Source organism: Marinilabilia salmonicolor (genome assembly GCF_003003035.1).
GTDB lineage: Bacteria > Bacteroidota > Bacteroidia > Bacteroidales > Marinilabiliaceae > Marinilabilia > Marinilabilia salmonicolor_A.
Genome location: NZ_PVTS01000003.1, coordinates 168313 through 187121 on the forward strand (window position 1 = coordinate 168313; position 18809 = coordinate 187121).

Below are 18809 nucleotides of genomic sequence, written 5' to 3' on the forward strand. Positions count from 1 at the left end.
TCATCAGTCCAAATTTTAATTACTTTATTGATTTTCTTTTTGGCATTGCCCCAAAAAGGAAACAAAAAAGTATAGTCCGCTTAAACCTATCTGCCCGCATCAGGCCTAATTTCCGGCTGGCCTCCAAGGCCTTGAAGTCCCCCATTAAGTCCTCTCGCCACCGCCGGCCCGCAAAACGGACGGGCACTGTTTAAATTATGACCAACGACCGGCCAAAGCCTTACATCACATATCCGGGCAATAGGATTTTATGCTTGAATGAAACTTCAAATATTTTTTATTACATTTACCTTTCAAACCCTCTAAACTACAAACAATGGGCATCTTTTCTTCCCTGATGGGCAATGCCGGCATGGTTGAACCGGAAAAACTCAGAGCCGAGTACAACAAATTACTTACCGATAACGAAGAAATTGAAATCGGCTTCAAACTTTTTCGTGACACCTTCATTTTCACCACCAAACGTCTGCTTTTAATAGACAAACAAGGACTCTCCGGCCGAAAAACAGAGTATTTCTCTGTGGTGTATAGCAGTATTTCCCGTTTCAGCATCGAAACAGCCGGAACATTTGATCTGGATGCAGAGTTAAAAATCTGGATATCGGGGGAAAGCAACCCGAGTGTTCAGAAGAAATTCAATAAATCAGTTGATGTCTATGAGGTTCAGAAGTTGCTGGCTACTCATGTATTAAAATAACACTGTTTTAGGCTTTCCGAAGGCTGTCATTTAGCTTTTTTTAGTTTTCTGTTTAAACATCTCCCAAACCCCGCCATCATGCGAATATCGCTTCTTTTCCTTATCCTGATCTTTTCCTTAACAACCTATGCCCAGGAGTATGCCCCCATTCATGCCCAACAGATTCCGGTCGTTGATACATTTTACAATGTACATATTATTAAAGATTACTACCGCTGGCTTGAAAAGACAGATAGCCCTGAAACCGTTGAATGGGTAGCCAAACAAAACGAACTATCTAAAGACTGGCTCAAAAAAGCAGAAAGAAAATCCAACTCTTTCAATGAGATCTATAAAAACAAGCGCGTTCGGTATAATTTCCCTCAAAAAGCCGGCAAATACTTTTTTTCTTTTGCATACACAGATTCACGTGTAGGATCATCGCTTCTCATTAACACGAGTCGCAATAAAGAAACCAGAAAAATTCTCATAGATCCCTATAACGATATTTCCAGAAAAGACAATATTGATATTACCGGATACCAGGTTTCCAAAAACTCGGAGCTCCTGGCTTTTCAATACAACCGCAACGGAAGTGACTGGCAGGAAATAGGTGTGGTAAGGCTGCCCTCCGGAAAACAATTGAAAGACCACCTGAAAGGAATCAAGTTTTCCGAACTTTCCTGGCTGGATAACGGGTTTTTCTATTCAGTAATTGATCAGGTGGGAAAATTTGGAAAAACAACAGGCCAAGAAGTCTATTATCATAAAATTGGTAACAGCCAGGAAATGGATGAATTGGTCTTTGAAAGACCCGAAAGACCATGGGTTCAAGTAAGCTTTATGACCACTTCTGATGAACGCTTTTTCGTATTGACAGAAAAGGATGAAATAAATGGAAAAGCAAGCGTTTTTTATAAAGATTATCATTCACATCAGCCATTTCTGCGACCATTAATCACCAACTTCGACAGGACCTTACGAATACTAGACAATCGAAATGGGAAACTTATCGGCCTTATTTCCGACAAAACAGGCAGTAACAGGGTGGTGCAAATAGACCCGGAAAATCCTCTTCAGTGGAAAGAAATCATCCCTCCATTTTCTGATGGAGTACTGATGGATGTGGTACCCTACAAAGATCGTATGGTGCTTACAATACAGTCAGACAACCACCCCATAATTCTGGTGATGGGATATGACGGAACAGTTTTGCACCAGGCCGAATTTCCTTTCATCTCTTCCATACATGCCCTGGAAGGGGAACCGGAGGACAATCTGGTTCGCTTTGTGCTTACCTCCTGGACTGTACCACCGGTAGTATATGAATTCAACATCAAAAGTTTTGAAAAAGAAGTGGTGGAACGGACAGAAGTCCCCTTTGATTTTGAACAGTTTAAATACACAGAGTTAGAATACGAATCAGAAGAAGGGGATAAAGTACCACTGGTATTGGTTCATAAAAAAGGGATTACCACTAATGGCCAAAACCCCCTGCTGTTAAGCGCTTATGGAGGATTTGGTTCCATTTCAACACCTTCATATCGGTCAGAAATAATACATTTTATAGAGCACGGAGGCATTTATGCTTATGCCAACATAAGGGGAGGCGGAGACAAGGGCCCCCAATGGGCACGAGCAGGACGCGGCAAACATAAACAAAACTCATTTGACGATTTTATTGCTGCTGCCGAGTATCTGATCAACCAGAAATACACGAACTCTGAGAAGCTGGCAATTACCGGTGGTTCCAATGGCGGGCTTGTTGTTGCAGCAGCAGCTACCCAACGCCCTGAGCTATTTAGGGCAGTAGTTCCGGTGGTGGCACCCACCGATATGATCCGGTTTGAAAAATTCACTGTTGGCCACTGGCATATCGATGAGTATGGAACCGTTGCGGACAGTGCAAGTTTCTGCAGACTGAAAAATTACTCTCCATATCATAACATTAAGGAAAACGTCAATTATCCCTCCATGCTTGTAGTTACATCCGAAAATGATGACAGGGTACCACCATTTCATAGTTACAAATTTGTTGCCAAATTGCAGGACAGGGAAATACAAACCAACCCCATTCTCTTAAAGGTACAGGAAAATGCGGGCCACTATGGCGGACACACGTACTCTTCCAGATTACAAAACGGAGCCGATATTTATTCTTTTATTATGCATGAGTTAGGCATGGAATAACCAATGAGAACCTTTGATTAAACCAGTACAAAACTCACTTTATGCCCAGATACATCATTATTCTCCTATGTTCGTTATTGTCTCTAACAGTTACCTTTGCTCAGAGTCCCGCTACACAGAGTCCGACAAAATGGACCGTTGAAGTAGTGACCTCCTGCCGAATCAATAATAATGCGAAACAAAAAGGGTTCGGTGCATTATTGTCACGAAATTTAAGTGGTAATTGGTGGTTGCAATCAGGACTAATCTATAAATACCACAAAGATTACCCTGAAATCAACCTAACCGGCGTAAGTTATTCCTTTTCTTATGAAGCGGAATTGAGGCTTAACTACATAAGCATTCCGTTAATGCTTTTCTACAACAGTAATTTTGTCAACGCTGGATTGGGAACTTACTATGAAAGGTTTCTGAACTCTAAAGACCTTTCTGACAACCCATTCAGCGAGACCACCGCTTCACCCGGAGAAAAAAGCAAATGGTACTTAACGGGTTCTTTGGGATACCCGATTTCCATTGCTAACCGGCTGCAGCTCGAACCAGGAATATTGTTTAACCTCGCCAACGAAAAAATTTATAAAGACCTAAAAATTTCACTCAAATATAAATTCTAAAGATGAGGGAATTTCTTAATCCGGGTGTTTATACTTTATCTCTCTGCTTGCGTAACTGTGAAATAAACAAGCCCCCGATTACAATTGCAATACCGGCCAGTTTTTTAAGCGTAAGCGCCTCATCCAGTACCATCCAGGCAAAGATGGCAGTAAAAACCGGGATCATATTGGCAAACACATTGGCCCGGGTGACCCCGATTCGGGCAATCCCGTAAGCAAAAAAGATAAAGGCAAAGGAAGAGGCAAAAATTGCCAGTAAAAGAAGTGACCCAAGTGCATCGGTTGTAGGCGGAGTAGAAACAAAATGCTCCCAATCATTGAGGTAGAAAAAAGGAAAGAAAAAACCGACACCAAACAGGTTTTGCCAGGCAGTAAGATTCACCGGCGAATAGCGGTTCCCCATCCGCTTAATTACAACAGAATAGGCCAGAGCAGCAAAAACGGCAAGTGCCATAAACAACAGCCCTTCGATGGGTGCTTTCAGCTCAAAACCATTTTCAAAAAGAATCAGTCCCACCCCGGAAAAGGATATCACAATCCCAAGCAGATTGAGCCACGAGAAACGCTCATTCATAAACAGCACCCCGGGAATGGGAGCCAATAGAGGAATGGTGCTTACAATGACAGATCCCATAGTGGAGCTGAGATAATTCAGTCCATTACTCTCTCCCATAAAATAAAGGAACGGCTGAAAAAAAGAGAGCGCCATCAACCACTTAAGATCTTTCTTTCGCAAAGGCTCCAATCGCTTGGTCAATGCCAGATATCCAAAAATGAAAAGGGAGCTGAGAACTAACCTCAGCCAGATTGTAGAAATGGGTGTCCAAACAGTAAAGGCTACCTTAGTCCATACAAACGAAAAGGCCCAAAAGAGCATGGTGGCAGTAAGGGCAGCAAATACTTTTATGCGGTGACTCATGGAACGCTGTGAGTGGTTTCTATGCCACAAAAATACACTTCCGTGTGAAATGGGGATATGATAAATATTAGAAAAGTTGTGAAGTTGGGAGGCAGAAGGCAGAAGTTAAATCCATAACCATATAAGATATATTAGAGCATTTAAATTGATTCCACAAGTTGCCCAACCTCATACATTAAGATTAGAACATCATGTTCACTCCGGCATGAAACATCCAACCATCAAACCTCATCTCGCTGTCATTTCCAGGAATATCATTTTTCCTTGGAAGAAAAATATATTTTCAATTTCAAAAGGTTATTCCTATAAACTAAATAATAGAGGATTGCACTAAAAATTAAAACCACAAAAAACAGGATATAATCATAGTTGGTTTTTTCCTTTATTAAGAAAAGAATGGTAAAACCAATTACCACTGGCAAATAGTAGCTAAGCATTTTATGCCTAAGTCTTCTTTTTAACGCTGGAAAGTCTTGATCATTGAGATCTTCTTTGTCAATAAAGAATCCTGTAATCAATGATTCACCCCCTCTTTCTGATGATTTCTTTTGAGTCTTTTGCATACTATGGAAATTAAAGAAAGTAGTTTACACCAATTCTGATCTTGCTTTGAGTTTAAGCTTTGTCAAATGCAGTAGATTTTATCTTTTCGCCCATTTCTCTTTCACTAACACAGTTCTATAACTCCCATTTTCCATTGGGATTTTTAATTCTCCCTCAAAAGTTAGTGTATCATTTTTTATCTCATACTCATAAATAACAGATGTTGAGCGATTCAATATTTCTTTAAAATGATTGCCATCAACAGTCTCAAATTTACCCTTAAATTCTATATTCTCATTGCCATTTTCACAATGAGAAATATAAAACGTTCCATTTGAATTAAAAACTTTAGTTCTATGTTCTTCATCAATAAAATTTGGCTTTCCATTGGAAAAGCCTTCAATAAACGACCACTCTCCAACCAATGGACTCTCTGTTTCCGCGTTGTAATTACAAGAAACTAATAAAAAGAAGATAAATACCGGGAAAATGGGTTTTAAATTTTTCATTTCAGGTCTCGGTTTTTAATGGTTAACAGGGTTTTTTAGAGTTTTTCTCTAAAAAATGATTTGAAAGATCAATTAAACAGACCTTACAAACTTTATTGAGGGTATCAGTTGAAGTGAAGCCCTCAATTATTTTTAAACATACGACACCTTCGGCGTCGATTTTATCAAACACCATCATTTCTATAAATATTGGAGCCCTTCAGGCTCCCGGTCCATTATCATCGTGGGGAATTATACCCGGAACATTATATCTTTCAAAAATCAATATCCACAACCAACGACCACGAATGCAACCGCACAGTTATAACAAAAAAGTGACAATTAGCCCCTAAGGCGGTCAATTGTTCATAGCAATTGGCATTAAAAAGAGAACCAACGACCACGAAGTTGGTCGAATATTTATAGAAAAAGATGAACGTTGCTCCATGACCCCGAAGGTGGTCATATGTTTATAGCAAGTGGCAATAAGAATAGAAACCGACCCCGAAGGCGGTCGTATATCAAAGCCATTTGAACAAATAATCTTCTTTAAAATCAACACCAAACTTCTCAAGAAATTCTAGATATTCCTCACGAAAGGTTCTCTTTCGATGGTGTTCTTTCTGATTTTGGATATATCCAATCACTTTATCAAGAGCAGAATGACTATAAGAAAAGGCCCCATATCCTTGCTGCCATTCAAAATGGAAAGGACAAAACTTCTTCTCTAAAATGAAGTTATTTGTTGACTTCTTAACCTCCTGAACAAGATTTGAAAGACAACATGATGGACGCATTCCAATGAGAAAATGAATATGATCAGATGTACCGTTAATGGCAAGCATTTTCTGTTGCTTCTCCCTGACAATACCAGTAATGTATTTGTAGAGTTCTTCTTCCCAGGTAGTTTTTATAAGACCATCACGATTTTTTACAGCAAAAATAATCTGAATATAAATTTGAGAAAATGTTCCGGGCATAATTGTTGGATTAGAGTTCGTAATATAAAAATAAAGGTAGCAATTATATCGTTAATTTTGGGAATCCATGTTTGTATTCAACATACGACACCTTCGGCGTCGATTTTATCAAACACCATCATTTCTATAAATATTGGAGCCCTTCAGGCTCCCGGTCCATTATCATCGTGGGGAATTATACCCGGAACATAATATCTTTCAAAAATCAATATCCACAACCAACGACCACGAATGCAACCGCACAGTTATAACAAAAAAGTGACAGTTGCCCCCAAAGGCGGTCAATTGTTCATAGCAATTGGCATTAAAAAGAGAACCAACGACCACGAAGTTGGTCGAATATTTATAGAAAAAGATGAACGTTGCTCCATGACCCCGAAGGTGGTCATATGTTTATAGCAAGTGGCAATAAGAATAGAAACCGACCCCGAAGGCGGTCGTATATCCAAGTACTCTCAAATTATCCCTTCACTCACTTTGCATCTCCCCGTTTATAATTCAAAAACCCCCGCCAGAATCCGGCAGGGGCATAAAAATATCACAAATGAAATCCTTTACTCTGCGCTACTTTGCAGCAAAAGATTCATAATGTCGATGGCAGCACGTGATACAGATGATCCGGGGCCAAAGATACCCACAACACCACAATCATAGAGGTATTGGTAGTCCTGGTGAGGAATTACACCACCGGCAATCACCATGATGTCTTCACGACCCAGCTTCTTCAGCTCGTCAATGACCTGAGGAACCAATGTTTTGTGGCCGGCAGCCAATGAAGAAACACCCAACACGTGAACGTCGTTCTCAACGGCCTGACGGGCAGCTTCAGCGGGAGTCTGGAACAATGGTCCCATGTCCACGTCGAAACCGATGTCGGCATATCCGGTAGCCACTACTTTGGCACCACGGTCGTGACCGTCCTGACCCATTTTGGCAATCATGATACGGGGCTGACGACCTTCCTTTTCTGCAAACTCAGCAGCCAGAGCACGAGCTTTTTCAAACTCGCTGTCGTTTCCGGCCTCTGATGAGTAAACTCCGTTAATTGATCTAATCACAGCTTTATATCTTCCAACTACTTTTTCACAAGCATAAGAAATTTCACCCAAAGAAGCACGCTTTTGTGCGGCATCCACAGCCAACTCAAGCAGGTTCCCCTCACCGGTTTCAACAGCTTTAGTAATGGCAGCCAGGGCAGCTTTTACTTCCTCTTCGTTACGGTCAGCACGCAATTTAGCAAGACGCTCAAGCTGAGACTTACGTACAGCAGTGTTGTCAATTTCTAAAATGTCGATTGGGTCTTCTTTCTCCAGTCGGTAACGATTGTTCCCGACAATTACCTGTTTGGCACTATCGATCTTGGCCTGAGTACGGGCAGCAGCCTCTTCGATACGCATTTTGGGCAATCCGGTTTCGATGGCTTTGGTCATACCACCCATCTCCTCGATCTCTTCGATGTGTGCCCAGGCTTTTTCAGCCAACTCTTTAGTCAGAGCTTCCACATAGTAAGAACCGGCCCATGGATCAACCGCCTTGGTAATCTTGGTCTCTTCCTGAATGTAGATCTGAGTATTCCGGGCAATACGTGCTGAGAAATCGGTAGGCAGTGCAATCGCCTCATCCAACGCATTGGTGTGCAACGACTGGGTATGTCCCAACGCAGCAGCCATCGCTTCCACGCAAGTACGACCTACGTTATTGAATGGATCCTGCTCCTGCAGTGACCACCCGGAAGTCTGTGAGTGCGTGCGCAACGCCAAAGACTTAGGATTCTTAGGATTGAAGCGCTTCACGATCTTGGCCCAAAGCATACGTGCAGCACGCATTTTAGCAATCTCCATGAAGTGGTTCATTCCGATGGCCCAGAAAAACGACAACCGAGGCGCAAAAGCATCGATGTCCAGTCCTGCATCCACACCGGTTTTCAGATACTCCAAACCATCGGCAAGGGTATAACCCAATTCCAGATCAGCAGTAGCACCAGCTTCCTGCATGTGGTATCCTGAAATAGAGATACTGTTAAATTTAGGCATCTTCTGAGAAGTATATTCAAAGATGTCAGCAATAATACGCATGGAGAATTCCGGTGGGTAGATATAAGTATTACGCACCATGAACTCTTTCAAAATGTCGTTCTGAATGGTACCGCTCAACTCCTCAAGCTTGGCACCCTGCTCCAGACCTGCTACGATGTAGAAAGCCATTACCGGCAATACGGCACCGTTCATAGTCATAGAGACCGACATCTTGTTCAACGGGATCCCGTCGAAAAGCACTTTCATATCGAGGATAGAGTCGATGGCCACACCGGCCTTACCAACGTCACCAACCACACGCTCGTGGTCAGAGTCATATCCGCGGTGGGTCGCCAGGTCAAACGCTACGGAAAGACCTTTCTGACCGGCTGCCAGGTTGCGACGGTAAAAAGCGTTGGACTCTTCGGCCGTTGAGAAACCTGCATACTGACGGATGGTCCAGGGACGCATGGCATACATTGCCGAGTAAGGTCCACGAAGGTAAGGCACCAAGCCTGCGGCATAGTTCAGGTGCTCCATGCCTTCCAGGTCTTCTTTGTTGTAAACGGGTTTCACCGGAATCTGCTCAGGTGTGACCCAGTCTTTTTTAATGCCGTTCTTTTTCTCCCAGGTTTTGGGATCAATCGGGCATTTATCTCCTTTGAATTCTATTTTTGAAAAATCTGGTCTCATGATTATTATATTTTAACGCAGAGGCGCTAAGGCGCTGAGATTATTAAAGGTTATTGACTTTTCGGTAAATGGCCTTGTGCAAAACAGGAACAATAAGTTGATCAGTAGCCCAAGCTTTTTATTGGCCAGTTTAAGGTAGGTTACCAACTGGACCTCATGAACGGGATGTACTTCTTCAACAGCTTTTAACTCAACAATCACCTCTTTCTCAATTAATAAATCCAGAATAAAATCCTTCTCTAAAGACTCGTTTTTATAGATCAATGGCAAATGTACCTGCTCTTCTACGAGCAATCCTTTGCTTCTCAGCTCATGAGCAAGGCAGGCACCATAAACAGATTCAAGTAATCCGGGTCCAAGCTCCTTGTGAACTTCGATAGCCCCTCCTATTATCTGTGAGGAAATATTATTTAATGCCTCTTTTGTCATTTCTAAATAAAAAACTTTGCGTCACCGCGTCTTTGCGTTTAAAATTTACTGAATATTCAACATTTTGTTAAATCCTTGCAGCGTTTCCAGCAAGTTGGTACGCACATTGATAAAATATTCAATGCCCTGTGCTTTCAGGTCGTCCGAACAAGCAGGAGCTCCGGCTACCACAAAAATGGCATCGCCATTGAGTGCTTTAAAGGCAGCAGGTGCAGCTTCGGCATATTCTTCATCAGAAGAACAAAGCACGACCACATCGGCTCCTGCTTTCTTAGCAGCTTCAACGCCAGCTTCCACAGTATCGAAACCAAGGTTATCAATGATTTCATATCCGGCACATCCGAAGAAGTTTCCGGAGAACTGCGAACGCGCCAGACGCATGGCAAGGTTTCCGTAGGTCAACATAAAGACCTTAGGACGTTTGGCCGTTTTTTCGGTAGCCAGTCGCAATGCTTCAAATTCTTCAGCCCCACGATAAAGTTGAATAGGTTCAACAGTGTTACCCTCTTCAGAATCGGTGAAAGCCTTGTCTTCACTAATTTCTTTGGCAACCGTCTCCAGATTGTTTGGATATTGATTGGTACCCAGCAGGGTATCTTTTCTGCGGGCCAGATCTTTCTTACGTGTTTCAGAAGCCTCTTTTACCTGGGTCTGAATAAACCCGGCTTTCAGAGCAGCTGTATATCCACCTTTTTCTTCCACTTCCACAAAAAGTTTCCATGCTTCGTTGGCAATGCTGTCGGTCAGATTTTCGATGTAGTAACTTCCGGCCGACGGATCCACAATCATGCTGAAGTAAGATTCTTCTTTCAGTAACAGTTGCTGGTTACGGGCAATCCGCTCACTGAAGACATTGGGCTGACGGAACACCTGATCGAAAGGAGCCACAGTCAGAGAATCGGTACCGCCAATGGTGGCACTCATCGCCTCAGTCTGCGTACGCAGCATATTTACATAAGGATCATAAATGGTCTTGTTCCACTCTGAAGTTTCGCAATGCGTATGCATTTTCTTCACTTCAAGTCCGGTAGGTTTGTACGCATCCACAATTTTGGCCCACAACATACGTCCGGCACGCAGCTTGGCAATTTCCATGAAGTAATTACCCCCGATGCCAAAGTTGAAACGAATGTTTTTTGCAGCGGTGTTAATGTCCTGATTGCGCTCGGTAATCTGAGCCAGATACTCATTCCCCATGGCCAGTCCGAAAGCCAGTTCCTGAACGATGGTCGCTCCGGCATTATTGAAATGTTTGGCGTTTACACTGATGGTCTGGAACTGAGGCAAAGCCTTTCCTTCAGCGGCCAGTTCAGCAGCATCGTCAAGAAGTTCTTCCACAGGCACACACGACTTTCCGCTTACAGTAAGACTTCCCAGCGGATCAAAGTTCAAAGAACCTTTGATCTCTTCGAGCTTACAATTACGTGCAGCAAACTCTTCCACCACCAGTTGGTAGAGCTTCTTATTGCCATGCAGTGTTGAGAAGTTCAGTTCCACTGCCTCGGGAACAATATTTTTCAGAAGAGCAGAGATATTCTCTTTGGTGATAAGTTCTTCTTTCTCGATGAAGAATCCCAGAGAATCAATCCCTTTGTTAAGGATATCCAACGCTTTTTCGTTGGCTTCCTTCACATCTTTCACCACAATATCCTGACGAACCATCCACTTATTATGAGCTTTGGTTCCGCGAACGAAAGGATATTCGCCCGGAAGCGTGTCAAGATACTCAAGGTTTTTAAGGTCTTCCTCCCTGTAAAAGGGACGAACATTAAAACCTTCATTGGTTCTCCAAACGAGCTTTTTGTCAAAATCAGCTCCTTTGAGATCCGCTGTTATTTTGTCCATCCACTCCTGTGTTGACACAGGGGCGAATTCGCTAAACAACGGTTGATTTGATTTATCTGCCATAATGTAACTGTTTATTTGTGCGAATTAACAGGGCGCAAAATTAACGAAATTATTCCGGAATGGGAACAAAGCCGTTCTTATTATGGCATGTTATTGAGCATATAAAGCTCTTAGTCAGGGCGAGGGGAAGTTGCCAAAGGCAAGTTATAAAATAATTGACTTAACCTTCGGGGTAATTCCTTTACACCTTATGTAACCAGAGCCTGAAGGGCTCTTATATTTATAATTATTCGCAATTACAAAATCCCGATGCTGAGGGTGTCGTATTCTTTCGTGACTGTTGGAAATGGCAGTTTGAGTGGACAAGACGAGCACAAAGGCAATTGTAACAAAACAACAAGCGTTCCCTTATCAATGAATAAGACTTAATGAAATCCGGAAAATAATCCGGAAGAATTCGAACAATCCACTGAACAATCACCAATCAAACCATTCGATTGGAGATGGCATAATAGACCGCTTCGGAGGTATTACTTACACCCAGCTTTCGGAAAATATTGCGCTTATGCTGCTTCACAGTTGACTCTGAGATGTTAAGGCTTTTACTAATAAACTGGTTGCCATCACCTTTGACACACAATGAAAGCACTTCTTTTTCACGAACGGAGAGTTGGTTCTGTTCACGCCTGTCAAATCGACGGGTGAGTTCATTGAACTGATACTGGAAAGGTTCCAGCAAATTTTGGATAACCGCATTCCCGGGACCCTCAGCATACGACGGAGTCACAAAACAAAGGGTCGAGATGAGCCGGTTGTCATGGGATAGCTGCAATGGCACCAGTCGCTGAGAAATCAATATCAGGCTTCCATCTTCCTGACGAATACGGAAATCAACAGACAAATAACAGTGCTCACGATAATCTTCGGGATGTTTGGTATTAAAAAACCGAAATCCGTTTTCATTAACATCCATTACCACCGGCATATCCTCAGGAGCAATAATCTTTTCATAAAAAGAAAATCCCATTTCTTTAACCTCCTGCGCACTATATCCACATAAAAACAATGGATGCTCAGACACATAAAGAAATTCTCCTTTGCTGAAATCTGCCACATAAATACTCTGATTCATCAATCTGGAGAAAATATCCAATATCTTCCATGCATCCGGTTTTTCCAGTGGCTCATCTCCGGCAGAGGAAGCACTCCCCACAGAATCAATAAGATGTTTTACAAAAGACATAACAAAATGGAGATTTTAACGCTTGTATTGCTGTAACCCGGTAAACAAAGCTATCAATTATTTTAGAAAATTCAGCGTTTAAAAAAGAAAGTATCAGAGAACAAATGCGTTGTATCTAGTGATTTTTAAACAGCCTCGCAAACGCAGCCTCAGCTTCGGCCTTTACAATGTTTACAATCGCCGGAATACTTACCTCATCTTTTACAACAGTGACGCTGCCCGCTACAAAAACATGACTCTATTCCCTGTAATACCTTTCGTGATGTTGAAACGATCTTTTTAAAGAAGAGCAAACAGCAGTTTTGCATTTGCAGAAGAGAATAAATAAGAAATCAGCCAAAAAAATGAGTGCGAAAATACTACCACACTATATCTGAAAGAAACAACAAACTTCCTATTTAAAAATCATTGGTGTCCGGTTAAAAAAATAAAAGTGCTTCACTACGTTCGCAATGAACGGCACTTTACAGGCTATTGAGGGTTGGTAGGGGTAGATTTTCGGCAAAGCCGAAAATCTACCCCTACCAACCCAGCTTAAAATCTGCAAAGCAAAGCAACCTCCTTTCAAAAAACATGTTTCTCCGGACATTAGTGTTTAACAATTATAAAAAACTATACTAAAGTACTATTGAAGAGCGTCATAATCTTCGGTATTTTTGCCTCCCAAAAGATAGCAGACTAACAACAATGAATGTATTTAAACAAATTCAAAGCGATACGTTATGTTTAAATTCAAAACAGTCATCGTAAGCCTTGCCCCAACAGCCAAATTGTGAGCACGGGTGAAAAACATAAGTTGTCCCAAACAGGAAAGATTGCCCTACAAAGGGCCCCTGCCCTATGCCTTAACACCTGACAGATTCAAGCCCGAAACACCCAAACAGGCTTAGTAAAAAACACCTGAGGAAATTTCCCGGGTGTTTTTTTTAATAATATCGGCAACGACCAATGCCCCGAAACCAAATCTGCCCATATCCAATATTGATTTCAAAATGCCTCATACCCAAAATGGGTGAAGAGCAATCTAGTAAATTCCAACAATAAGTGGGAAGTGAAAAAAACTTCAAAACACAGGGCATAGCTTTGGGATATTGCTCTCAAACTTTCAGCCAGTAAACACTTTTCCTGTCATTAGTACAAGGCCGGCTAAACCATCATCGTTGGATAAGCAGGATTCCCAGGATCAACAACACAATACCGGCTACCCGGCTCAGGGAAATGGCATGCACGCTGACACCAAAGAAGCCAAAATGATCAATCACAGCAGCAATAATTAACTGTCCGGCAATAGAGGCCGCCAACATGGTGGTCACCCCAATCTGCGGAATCAAAAGAACTACGGAAGTAACAAACATGGCTCCTATGGCCCCTCCGAGAAACAGATACCAGGGAATGGCTTTTAAATCGGAAAATGAGGGAACGGAAGTTCGCAAAACGATATTTAGCAGAATCAAAATGAGGGTGCCAACCAGAAAATTGGTTAATGATGCCTGCAGAGGATGTTTAAGAAAAGAGGATAATTGGGCATTGATACTGCCCTGAATCGACAGGAAACCACCAATCAGCAATGCTGCAATAATGAGAATGTATTTAGTCATGCGCAATCATTTTCGGCGCAAGTTACGGAGCTTCGGTCATTCGTACAAATATTACTGTTTGGTAAATATGGACATTTGATTGTCAAAGTTCAGGTAATAGTCACCGCGTTCCAGCCCCTGAACAATAACAGAATCATCATAGCCCTTAAAAACAATACGTCCCTGAATATCATAGATTTCGTAAAGTGTTGGTTCAGAAAACACCAGACTGTCTTCCACTTTCATGGAGGCAATCGATACGACAGGTTTGTTCTTTTCCAAAACAACTTCCGGCGACAATTGCCGTTTATTGTTATGATCGGTTTGTCTGACCCTGAAACGGTTCTCACCCGAATGCATCCTGACAGGAATACGGTATTCGTGCGTTCCCGGCACACCTTTTCCGTTCACTGAACCTACCTGCACCCACTTATTCCAGCGATATTGCTCTACGATAAACGGTAGGGATCCGGCTTCATGATTTGTTTTCCAAATGAGATTATCCTGATTTACGGCAATATCAATAGTTTTAAAAGATGCACGTGGAGCCAGTACTTCCGGATTAATGACAGCAGGCTGGCAGCCCTCTTTATATTTTATAACAACTTGAACAGGTTCCCCGATAGCAAAACGAAACACAGTAAGATCAATTTCAAACGAACTGGAATTGATTTCATCGGTGGTAGTTTGTCCGTTAACCATTACCTCAAAGACACAAAAACCTACACCTGATTCGGCATAAGGATTTTGCACATAAAGATTATCTCCCTGATAAGAGCCGTTAATTTCTATCTCACCGGCAAACAGAGATGCGGCAAACATGCTAAACAAAAATATCCAAAGAAATCTCATAGGATTCGGGGATGTGGTTTTAAACTCCTGTTACCAAAATCAGTAGTGCAATTTAAAAATTAAACCCCCGAAGTGCAAAAAAAGCCAACGGCCTGAAAGCATCTTTTACGCCTTTGTATCTATTTTTTTGACCAACAGCATTTTTTAATCAACCGGCTCATGCCAATCGCCATGATTTTTAATCAACTGCACCAATTCTTCCACTGCATCTGATTCGGGAATGCTCTTTCTAACCAGCTCCCTGTTTCTGAAGAGAGAAATACGCCCGGGACCGGCACCCACATAACCATAGTCGGCATCGGCCATTTCGCCAATTCCATTAACGATACATCCCATAACCGCTATTTTCAAACCCTTGAGATGTCCGGTTTGCTGCCTCACTTTTGCGGTGGTACTCTGCAAATCAAACAGGGTACGACCGCAACCGGGACAAGAGATGTATTCCGTTTTTGAAAAACGAACACGGGATGCCTGGAGGATGCCGAATCCCGTGGACACCATGATCGGGACCGATTGCAAAAAACCTGTAAGCGCTATTCCGTCACCATAGCCATCCAGAAACAAGAGCCCCGTATCTGCAGCTGATTTCAACTGATAATCCTCATCTGTACATTCATCATAGTACTGTGACACAATAACAGGATGTGTAAGACCTTCGTTCTGCATTGTCAGAAAAAAGGCGCGTCTGTCTGCGGTAGGATTGGGATGATCTGAGTCAAGTAAGATGACTACATCCTTTTTATTTTTCAACAATTCCTGCATCCCGGGGGTCAAATCACTGTTGGTACAGTTTAAAAACAAAGCCCCTTCGTGACTGCTCCAGTCTTCATCCGCATCAAAAAGAGGATAGACGTTAGAAGATGAACTTTCATGACTTTCAGCTGGAACCACTTTAACGACATGCTTCCAGGACTCAGGGATTTCGGAGAATTGATCATCATCACAAATTACAATATCAGGGGTTTCCGTTCCTTCCGAAATCGTGGACTTACCCCTGACATCAACAACAACAGCCGCAGGCATTTCGCCTCCAATATTCAGCACCTGATGCGTTGATCTTTTTTGATATTTGAAAGGACTGTAAACCCCTGTTTCGACTGGAGGCACAGGAACATGCTCGGCCCTTTTATTGAAATGCTCCACCAGCATAGCAGCCACGGGAATCTCATTCTCTGGAGGTTCTGTCAGAGAAACACGAATGGTATCACCCAGGCCGTCAGTCAGTAAAGCTCCGATGCCCACTGCCGATTTCAGGCGGCCATCTTCTCCGCTACCGGCTTCGGTAACACCCAGATGCAGGGGGAAATGCATCTCTTCCCGTTTCATTGCAGCAACCAGCAACCGCACCGTATGTACCATTACCCTGGTATTGCTGGATTTTATACTAAGAACAACATTATTAAAATCTTCCTCCTTACAAATTCTCAGGTATTCCATGCAGGACTCAACCATGCCTTCGGGTGTGTCCCCGAATTTCGACATCATACGGTCAGACAAACTCCCATGGTTGGTCCCGATACGAATGGAAGTTCCGTGTTTGCGGCACAAATTGAGGAACGGTATCAGCTTTTCTCTAATCTGGCGCAGCCCTTCCCGGTCTTCATCACTGTCTGCCACAATCTCTTTAAACTTTTTGGCTCCTCCCGTAAAGTTCCCGGGATTGATGCGCACTTTTTCGATAAGTGTGGCAGCAATTTCAGCAGCGGCAGGATTAAAGTGAACATCAGCCACCAATGGGACATTACAATTCTTCTCTTCTAATCTCTTTTTAATAAATTCCAGATTTTTTGCTTCCCTGCGCCCCTGTGTAGTAATCCTGACCAGTTCTCCACCGGCTTCAGCAATCCTGACAGCCTGATCAACGGTAGCCTCTGTATCTAATGTATTGGTGGTTGTCATGGACTGAATTCTCACCGGATTATCTCCTCCAATAATAACACTACCCACTTTTACAGGATCTGTTTTCAGTCTATTGTACTGAAAATAGGAATCACAAAAATTTAGCCGCTCCTTCATAATATCTTTTTTGGTGGAACCAAAATTAATAACTTTGAAGCAAAGAAAGAGAGAAATGTCTATAACAGTATCCGAAGTTTCGAAGTTTTTTGGCAAACAGAAGGCCCTCAACAATGTCTCCTTCAATATTCCGACCGGTCAGGTAGTTGGTTTCCTTGGCCCCAACGGTGCCGGAAAATCCACCATGATGAAAATCCTGACAGGCTATCTGCCGGCATCATCGGGAAGTGTGGAGATTTCAGGTACGCTCATTGACGGCAACAACCTGGAGCTCAGAAAAAAAGTCGGCTACCTGCCTGAGCACAACCCTCTGTACCAGGATATGTATATTGAAGAGTACCTTAAATTTGTTGCAGACATTTACAAGTTAACCGACAGTAAAAAACGCATTGCTGAGATTATAGAAACCACCGGACTGATTCCCGAAAGACACAAAAAAATCGGGGCCTTATCCAAAGGTTACCGTCAACGGGTAGGATTGGCGCAGGCTCTGCTTCCTGACCCGGAGGTACTCATTCTGGATGAGCCGACTACCGGCCTCGACCCCAATCAAATTGTAGAAGTTCGAAACCTGATTACCAAACTTGGAGAAGCAAAAACGATTTTACTGTCCACCCATATCATGCAGGAAGTTCAGGCCATTTGCGAACGGGTAATCATCATCAACAAAGGAGACATTGTTGCCGATGAAGCAGCAGCTGATCTGGAAAAAAGCTTTGAAAATAAGTTATCCAGAGTATATGTGGAATACGATGGGCATCCGGCACCGGAAAAAATAAATGCCCTGCAAGGTGTAGAATCGGTTTCCCCCAAAAACAATGGTTACCTGGTCAATGTTCAATCAGGTTACGATGTGCGTCCTTCTTTGTTTAAGCTTGCGGTGGAAAACAACCTGGTTATTCTGGCCCTTTCAGTAGAAAAAGAATCACTTGAAGACTTGTTCCATTCACTCACAGTCTGACCTCAGAGGTCAGGGAGCCACCTGCATGAGATCCCACTCACCATCAGGCTGAAGCGTATATACGAATCGTTGATGCATTCTGTTGGGACGCCCCTGCCAAAATTCCACTTTATGCGGAACAATCAGGTAGCCACCCCAATGAGGGGGACGAGGTACTTCTTTACCCCTGAATTGCTGCTCAAATTTACGGAAACGCTCCATCAACATATCATCTCCACCTATTGCCCTGCTCTGCGGAGAAGCCCAGGCACCAATCCGGCTTTCTCTGGGACGCGAAGCAAAATAATTATCTGAGGCTTCAGCAGATAGTTTTGAAACCCGTCCTTCCCAACGCACCTGTCGTTCCAGCAATGGCCAAAAGAAATTGGCTGAAACTTTGGGGTTATGCCCCATCTGCAAACCCTTGGAACTGTTGTAATTGGTAAAAAAGGAGATGCCGGCGTCGGAAACATCCTTCAGCAAAACCACACGTTGAGTGGGTTGTCCTGAAGCATCCACAGTAGCCAGAGACATGGCCGTTGGTTCCGTATCCTCAGCAGCAATGGCATCCTCCAGCCAATTCTGAAACTGCAATGCCGGGGATAGCTCCATTTCTTCACGTTTCATCTCCCACTGCTCATAATTTCTGCGGATATCGGAATACTTACTATGCAAAACAAAATATTTTGTGGTTGAATATCTCTGGTGAAAAAGCACAAAACTACAAACTTTAACCAGTTTTAATCCGTAAAGAGATAACAGAAATCCCCTAAGTCTGTTCATTTT

General features: G+C 42.7%; 16 protein-coding genes. 4 read left to right on the top strand and 12 right to left on the bottom strand.

The features are described from left to right. The first annotated feature begins 316 nt into the window (after positions 1-316). The 3 genes from BY457_RS04105 to BY457_RS04115 all read left to right on the top strand — a co-directional run bounded on the left by BY457_RS04105 (position 317) and on the right by BY457_RS04115 (position 3480). Positions 317-697 carry a PH domain-containing protein gene (locus tag BY457_RS04105; protein WP_106152050.1) on the top strand — a complete coding sequence of 127 codons (381 nt, stop codon included), beginning with the start codon at positions 317-319 and terminating at the stop codon, positions 695-697. Positions 698-775: 78 nt separating this feature from the next. Continuing rightward, positions 776-2866 (top strand): prolyl oligopeptidase family serine peptidase, encoded by a 2091-nt coding sequence (locus BY457_RS04110; protein WP_106152051.1) that lies wholly within the window; start codon positions 776-778, stop codon positions 2864-2866. A gap of 41 nt (positions 2867-2907) precedes the next feature. Beyond that, complete coding sequence (locus BY457_RS04115) at positions 2908-3480, top strand: hypothetical protein (protein ID WP_146130949.1); 573 nt, start codon at positions 2908-2910, stop codon at positions 3478-3480. A 28-nt stretch (positions 3481-3508) separates the two neighbouring features. Here BY457_RS04115 and BY457_RS04120 read toward each other — a convergent pair whose 3' ends face one another. The 11 genes from BY457_RS04120 to ispG form a co-directional block, all read right to left on the bottom strand. Further along, complete coding sequence (locus BY457_RS04120; RefSeq protein WP_106152053.1) at positions 3509-4399, bottom strand: DMT family transporter; 891 nt, start codon at positions 4397-4399, stop codon at positions 3509-3511. Positions 4400-4653: 254 nt separating this feature from the next. After that, a complete protein-coding gene (locus BY457_RS04125; RefSeq protein ID WP_106152054.1) occupies positions 4654-4962 on the bottom strand; it encodes a hypothetical protein in 309 nt (102 codons plus the stop codon). Positions 4963-5040: 78 nt separating this feature from the next. Further along, the gene (locus BY457_RS04130; RefSeq protein ID WP_106152055.1) at positions 5041-5451 is read right to left on the bottom strand and encodes a hypothetical protein; all 411 of its coding nucleotides are present in this window, start codon (positions 5449-5451) and stop codon (positions 5041-5043) included. 500 nt (positions 5452-5951) lie between these two features. Then, a complete protein-coding gene (tnpA, locus tag BY457_RS04135; protein WP_106152056.1) occupies positions 5952-6410 on the bottom strand; it encodes an IS200/IS605 family transposase in 459 nt (152 codons plus the stop codon). 554 nt (positions 6411-6964) lie between these two features. Beyond that, positions 6965-9118, bottom strand: coding sequence for a methylmalonyl-CoA mutase (scpA, locus tag BY457_RS04140; protein ID WP_106152057.1), 2154 nt, complete (start codon positions 9116-9118; stop codon positions 6965-6967). A 12-nt stretch (positions 9119-9130) separates the two neighbouring features. Beyond that, positions 9131-9547: a GxxExxY protein gene (locus BY457_RS04145; protein WP_258176582.1), complete on the bottom strand. Its 417-nt coding sequence runs from the start codon at positions 9545-9547 to the stop codon at positions 9131-9133. Positions 9548-9592: 45 nt separating this feature from the next. After that, positions 9593-11455, bottom strand: coding sequence for a methylmalonyl-CoA mutase small subunit (gene mutA / locus BY457_RS04150; protein WP_106152058.1), 1863 nt, complete (start codon positions 11453-11455; stop codon positions 9593-9595). A gap of 424 nt (positions 11456-11879) precedes the next feature. Continuing rightward, complete coding sequence (locus BY457_RS04155; protein WP_106152059.1) at positions 11880-12638, bottom strand: LuxR C-terminal-related transcriptional regulator; 759 nt, start codon at positions 12636-12638, stop codon at positions 11880-11882. A 1154-nt stretch (positions 12639-13792) separates the two neighbouring features. Beyond that, complete coding sequence (locus BY457_RS04160) at positions 13793-14236, bottom strand: DMT family transporter (RefSeq protein ID WP_106152060.1); 444 nt, start codon at positions 14234-14236, stop codon at positions 13793-13795. 51 nt (positions 14237-14287) lie between these two features. Next, the gene (locus BY457_RS04165) at positions 14288-15067 is read right to left on the bottom strand and encodes a hypothetical protein (protein WP_106152061.1); all 780 of its coding nucleotides are present in this window, start codon (positions 15065-15067) and stop codon (positions 14288-14290) included. 144 nt (positions 15068-15211) lie between these two features. Continuing rightward, the gene (gene ispG / locus BY457_RS04170; RefSeq protein WP_181256352.1) at positions 15212-17083 is read right to left on the bottom strand and encodes a (E)-4-hydroxy-3-methylbut-2-enyl-diphosphate synthase; all 1872 of its coding nucleotides are present in this window, start codon (positions 17081-17083) and stop codon (positions 15212-15214) included. Positions 17084-17138: 55 nt separating this feature from the next. Here ispG and gldA point away from each other — a divergent pair, with 55 nt between their 5' ends. Beyond that, the gene (gene gldA, locus BY457_RS04175; protein WP_106152062.1) at positions 17139-18044 is read left to right on the top strand and encodes a gliding motility-associated ABC transporter ATP-binding subunit GldA; all 906 of its coding nucleotides are present in this window, start codon (positions 17139-17141) and stop codon (positions 18042-18044) included. Between the two features lie 9 nt (positions 18045-18053). On the opposite strand, the gene pdxH is transcribed toward gldA, so the two are convergent. After that, positions 18054-18806 carry a pyridoxamine 5'-phosphate oxidase gene (gene pdxH / locus BY457_RS04180; RefSeq protein ID WP_181256354.1) on the bottom strand — a complete coding sequence of 251 codons (753 nt, stop codon included), beginning with the start codon at positions 18804-18806 and terminating at the stop codon, positions 18054-18056. Positions 18807-18809: the final 3 nt, after the last annotated feature.

What these genes read in the sequence shown, in the direction of transcription:
- BY457_RS04105 (WP_106152050.1), top strand. Translation starts at nt 317, where the DNA reads ATGGGCATCTTTTCTTCCCTGATGGGCAATGCCGGCATGGTTGAACCG.
- BY457_RS04110 (WP_106152051.1), top strand. Translation starts at nt 776, where the DNA reads ATGCGAATATCGCTTCTTTTCCTTATCCTGATCTTTTCCTTAACAACC.
- BY457_RS04115 (WP_146130949.1), top strand. Translation starts at nt 2,908, where the DNA reads ATGCCCAGATACATCATTATTCTCCTATGTTCGTTATTGTCTCTAACA.
- BY457_RS04120 (WP_106152053.1), bottom strand. Translation starts at nt 4,399, where the DNA reads ATGAGTCACCGCATAAAAGTATTTGCTGCCCTTACTGCCACCATGCTC.
- BY457_RS04125 (WP_106152054.1), bottom strand. Translation starts at nt 4,962, where the DNA reads ATGCAAAAGACTCAAAAGAAATCATCAGAAAGAGGGGGTGAATCATTG.
- BY457_RS04130 (WP_106152055.1), bottom strand. Translation starts at nt 5,451, where the DNA reads ATGAAAAATTTAAAACCCATTTTCCCGGTATTTATCTTCTTTTTATTA.
- tnpA (WP_106152056.1), bottom strand. Translation starts at nt 6,410, where the DNA reads ATGCCCGGAACATTTTCTCAAATTTATATTCAGATTATTTTTGCTGTA.
- scpA (WP_106152057.1), bottom strand. Translation starts at nt 9,118, where the DNA reads ATGAGACCAGATTTTTCAAAAATAGAATTCAAAGGAGATAAATGCCCG.
- BY457_RS04145 (WP_258176582.1), bottom strand. Translation starts at nt 9,547, where the DNA reads ATGACAAAAGAGGCATTAAATAATATTTCCTCACAGATAATAGGAGGG.
- mutA (WP_106152058.1), bottom strand. Translation starts at nt 11,455, where the DNA reads ATGGCAGATAAATCAAATCAACCGTTGTTTAGCGAATTCGCCCCTGTG.
- BY457_RS04155 (WP_106152059.1), bottom strand. Translation starts at nt 12,638, where the DNA reads ATGTCTTTTGTAAAACATCTTATTGATTCTGTGGGGAGTGCTTCCTCT.
- BY457_RS04160 (WP_106152060.1), bottom strand. Translation starts at nt 14,236, where the DNA reads ATGACTAAATACATTCTCATTATTGCAGCATTGCTGATTGGTGGTTTC.
- BY457_RS04165 (WP_106152061.1), bottom strand. Translation starts at nt 15,067, where the DNA reads ATGAGATTTCTTTGGATATTTTTGTTTAGCATGTTTGCCGCATCTCTG.
- ispG (WP_181256352.1), bottom strand. Translation starts at nt 17,083, where the DNA reads ATGAAGGAGCGGCTAAATTTTTGTGATTCCTATTTTCAGTACAATAGA.
- gldA (WP_106152062.1), top strand. Translation starts at nt 17,139, where the DNA reads ATGTCTATAACAGTATCCGAAGTTTCGAAGTTTTTTGGCAAACAGAAG.
- pdxH (WP_181256354.1), bottom strand. Translation starts at nt 18,806, where the DNA reads ATGAACAGACTTAGGGGATTTCTGTTATCTCTTTACGGATTAAAACTG.